The 4,450-nt window shown below is 63.7% G+C and carries 4 protein-coding genes; all 4 read left to right on the forward strand.

Annotated features, from left to right (window positions below):
- Window positions 1–237 precede the first annotated feature (237 nt).
- Complete coding sequence (locus tag ABI660_RS23110; protein WP_348072557.1) at window positions 238–2,151, forward strand: DUF294 nucleotidyltransferase-like domain-containing protein; 1,914 nt, start codon at window positions 238–240, stop codon at window positions 2,149–2,151.
- Window positions 2,148–2,801 (forward strand): 3'-5' exonuclease, encoded by a 654-nt coding sequence (locus ABI660_RS23115; protein WP_348072559.1) that lies wholly within the window; start codon window positions 2,148–2,150, stop codon window positions 2,799–2,801. The genes ABI660_RS23110 and ABI660_RS23115 overlap by 4 nt, the downstream gene beginning before the upstream one ends.
- A 141-nt stretch (window positions 2,802–2,942) precedes the next feature.
- Window positions 2,943–3,902, forward strand: coding sequence for an AEC family transporter (locus ABI660_RS23120; RefSeq protein ID WP_348072561.1), 960 nt, complete (start codon window positions 2,943–2,945; stop codon window positions 3,900–3,902).
- A 27-nt stretch (window positions 3,903–3,929) separates the two neighbouring features.
- Entirely contained in the window at window positions 3,930–4,289 is a 360-nt protein-coding gene (locus ABI660_RS23125; RefSeq protein WP_348072562.1) for a DMT family protein, read from the forward strand.
- The last annotated feature ends 161 nt before the right edge of the window (window positions 4,290–4,450 follow it).

Below are 4,450 nucleotides of genomic sequence, written 5' to 3' on the forward strand. Positions count from 1 at the left end.
CGACGCAAAAGAAAAGTGAGTTGCCGCCGGGCAACCCCCGGCTTGCTGGCAAACCACAACAGCCAGAACAACGCACGTAGTCAACAAACATGGCTCCCTGATCCCGTCTGGAATGACCAACCGGTTGAATGAACGGAGGGTTTGGGACCGGGCAACCATCGGTGACCCTGTTTGCGCTGAATCAGTTCAGAAGCAAGTCCTTCCCGGATAATGCTTTGCAAACATCAGGAGACGCCCGTGACGGATGCAGCCCAGCCTCTTTCCTCGCTCAGCGCCGATTTGAGTCCCTCCAGCAGCCTGCTTGCCAACTTGCGCCAGGAACTGATGCGGCATCCGCCGTTTGCGCAAATGCAGGCCAGCGAGGTGGATTTCTTCCTGAGCCATTCGCACCAGAACTACTTTGCGCCTGAAGAGGTGCTGATCAAGCCCGACAGCGGGCCGGTCAAGGAACTGTTTTTCATACGCCAAGGCGCGGTGATTGGCGAGCGTGGCCTGGCCGAGCTGTCGGGCGGGGCTTTCCATTACGAGCCCGGTGAACTTTTTCCCGTCAGCGCCGCGCTGGCGCAGCGCGCCGTTACCGCGACCTACCGCGCGGTGGAAGACACCTTTGTGCTGGCGTTGCCGCTGGCTTCCATGCACGCGCTGGCCGTGCTGAGCCCGCCGTTTGCCGATTTTCTGAATCGGCGCACCCTCAAGTTCCTGGACCTCTCGCGGCGCGCCCTGCAGGTGGCCTATGCCTCGCAGGCGCTGGCCGAGCAGTCGCTGGAAACACCGCTGGGCGATGTGGCCAGCCAGGCGCCGGTGAGCTGCCGGTCCGACACACCATTGCGCGAGGTGCTCGGGCAAATGCACCAGCTGCGCATAGGTTCCATGCTGGTCACCGACGAAGGCGGCCAGCCGCTGGGCATCCTCACGCGGTATGACATTTTGGGCCGGGTCACGCTGCCGGCGCTGCCGCTGGACACACCGATTTCACAGGTCATGGTGCAGCCGGTGCTGACGCTGACGCACGAGCACACGGCGCTGGACGCAGCCTTGCTGATGAGCAAACACGGCATCCGCCATGTGCCGGTCACGCGCGGCGGCGTGGCGGTGGGCATGGTGTCGGAGCGTGACCTGTTTGCCATGCAGCGCCTGAGCCTCAAGCAGGTCAGCACCTCGATACGCTCTGCCGCCGATGTGGACACACTCAAGATGGTGGCGCAAGACATCCGGCGTTTTGCGCACACCTTGCTGGGCCAGGGTGTGCATGCGCGCCAGCTCACCGCGCTGATCAGCCACCTCAACGATGTGCTGACTTTGCGCCTGCTGGAGATCAAGGCGCAGGCTCACGGGCTGGACCTGAGCCGCATGTGCTGGCTGGCGCTGGGCTCGGAGGGCCGCAGCGAGCAGACCATCGCGACCGACCAGGACAACGCCTTGATCCTGCCAGACGACACCACGCCGGCGCAGCGTGAGGCCGCCTTGCGTTTTGCCCGCGATGTGAATGTGGCGCTGGACGAATGCGGCTACCCCCTGTGCAAGGGCGGGGTAATGGCCGGCGAGCCGGCCTGCTGCCTGACGCTGCGCCAGTGGCGCGAGCGCTTTGCGCACTGGGTAGAACATGGCGCGCCTGAAGACCTGCTCAGTGCGAGCATTTATTTCGACTTCCGGACCTTAGCCGGTGACGATCGAATGGCCGACAGCCTGCGCCGGGAAGTGAGCGAGGCCGCGCGGCGTGCGCCGCGTTTCATCAAGCAGCTGGCGCTCAATGCATTGCTGCACAGCCCGCCGCTGAACTGGACCGGCAGCATTGCTGTGGACGATGGCGGCATGATCGACCTCAAGCTTCAGGGGGCAGCGATTTTTGTCGACGTGGCGCGCATCTATTCGCTCAGCTGCGGCGTGACAGCCACCAACACCCGCGAGCGACTGGAGGCCGTCGGGCCACTGCTGGGGCTGGCCGCGGGGGAATACCAGGCCTGGGTCAGTGGCTTCGAGTTTTTGCAGACGCTGCGCCTGCGCGTGCAGCTTGAAGGCGCTGCGCCGCCGCACCAGCCCAACCACCTGAAAGTGGACCGCCTCAACGACATCGACAGGCGCATCCTGCGCGAGACCTTTCGTGTGGCGCGTTCGCTGCAGCAGCGCCTGCAACTGGACTACGAACGATGAGCTGGAGGGACTGGTTGCGCCGGCCCCTGGCCGCGCTGGCGGACGTGGACGACGGGCGCTGGGTGGTGCTTGATGTGGAAACCAGCGGGCTGGACCCGCGACGCGACCAGCTGCTGGCGATTGCCGCCATTGCCGTGCAGGTGGACTGGGCGGGCAAGCGCCTGAGCATCATGCCGGGCGACAGCTTTGAGGTGGTGCTGCGCCAAACCTCGGTGGGGTCAAGCAGGGACAACATCCTGCTGCACGGCATCGGGCTGCAGCGCCAGCGTGAAGGGATGCCGCCCGAAGAGGCCTTGCGCGCGTTTGAGCACTTCGTTGGCCATTCGCCGCTGCTGGCCTTTCACGCCCCTTTCGACCAGGCCATGATTGGCCGGCATGTGCTGGAACACCTGGGCAAGGCGCTGCCGAACCGCTGGGTGGACATTGAGCAGCTGTGCGCGGTGACCCACGAGAAGGTGAAGGCGCGCGCTCTCGACGAATGGCTGGCGCACTTCGGCATTGTTTGTGCGCCGCGGCATCAGGCTGCCGCCGACACCCTGGCCGAATGCGAGCTGCTGCTGCGCATCTGGCCAAAAATGGCCGGACAGTGCCACGCCTGGCGCGACGTCGAAAAACTTGCTGCCCACCAGCGCTGGATTGCCCGGGCCTGATTCCATTTCTAAATCATCCGTGCACTTTGTCGGCTTCGCTAGCCGTACGTCTGTACTGTCGTCGCTTCGCCTTCGCGTTCACGAATGATTTAGAAATGGAATGAGTTGTTATGGCCTTGCGCCGGCGGCTAAGATCGCCGGATGAATTCGCCCGTTTTTGCAGCCCTGCTTCCGGTGGTGCTTTTGATTGCTATCGGTTTTATAGCTGGTCGTGCAGGCTGGATAAGGGCTGGAGCCACAAAAGACCTTGCAAGCCTGGTGTTTCTGCTGCTCACGCCGGCGCTTCTGTTTCGCACCATGAGCAGGGTGGACATCGAGCAGCTCGACTTCAAGCCGGTGGCGGCGTATTTCATTGCGGTCGTCATCCTGTTTGCCGGAACGCTGCTGGTGCAGGGCTTTAACCGCCGCGCCGCGGTGCTGGCACTGGCCAACACCTTTTCGAACACGGTCATGATCGGCATCGCCCTGGTGGGCCTGATGTACGGGCCGGCCGGGCTGGTGACGCTGCTCACGCTGGTGTCGGTGCATGCGCTGGTGCTGCTGACCAGTGCCACCGTGGTGCTGGAGCTCGCCGTTGCGCATGAGCAGAAGCAGGGTACTCCCGGCGTGGTTGCCGCGCCGGGCCAGGCGCTGGCCACCGTGCTGATGGCCCTGAAGAATTCCCTGCTGCATCCCGTGCCGCTGCCCATCATGGCCGGCCTGCTGTTTGCGCAAACCGGCTGGGTGATCCCCGGCGTGATCGACAAGCCGCTGGAGATGCTGGGCCTGGCTTTTGGTCCGCTTGCGCTGGTGCTGGTGGGTGTGACGCTGGCGAACACGCCGGTGGGCACGCATTGGCGTCCGGCACTGGCGCTGGCCGGCATCAAGAACCTGGCCCATCCCTTGCTGGTGGTCCTGTTATGCCGCGTGCTCGGTGTGGGCGGGCTGCCAATGACCGTGATGGTGGTGGCCGCGGCGCTACCGATTGGCGCCAATGTTTTCCTGTTTTCTCAGCGCTACCAGGTGGCCGAAGACCTGGTCACGGCCAGCGTGGTGGTGTCAACGGCCCTGGCACTGGTGAGCCTGACGCTGGTGTTGACGCTGCTGCCCTGGCTGGGTTGAACCGAAACGATTCCGCACGGAGTTTTCATGCAATTTCTGCAATCCTTTCCCGTCTCTGCGCAAACCATTGGCTTGCTGCTGCTGTCAAATGTTTTCATGACCTTCGCCTGGTATGGCCACCTGAAAAACCTGGCCACCTCGCCCTGGTACATCGCGGCACTGATCAGCTGGGGCATCGCGCTTTTCGAGTACCTGCTGCAGGTCCCGGGCAACCGCATTGGTTTCACGCTGTACAGCGTGGGCCAGCTTAAGATCATGCAGGAGATCATCACGCTGACGGTGTTTGTGCCTTTTGCCGTTTTTTACCTCAATGAGCCGCTCAAGCTCGATTACCTGTGGGCTGCGCTGTGCATGGTGGGCGCGGTGTATTTCATCTTCCGCAATTGATAGAGCCCCCACGGTCGCTCACTGCGTGTAGCTCCCTGCCCCCCGAGGGGGCCGCCCGCCTGCGGTCTGGCAAAGCCAGTCCCGCGGCTCATGCTGGGTGGGATAGGCCCCCACGGTCGCTCACTTCGTGTAGCTCCCTGCCCCCCGAGGGGGCCGCCCGC

It is taken from the genome of Polaromonas sp. (assembly GCF_039930745.1).
In the GTDB taxonomy this organism is placed as follows: domain Bacteria; phylum Pseudomonadota; class Gammaproteobacteria; order Burkholderiales; family Burkholderiaceae_C; genus Polaromonas.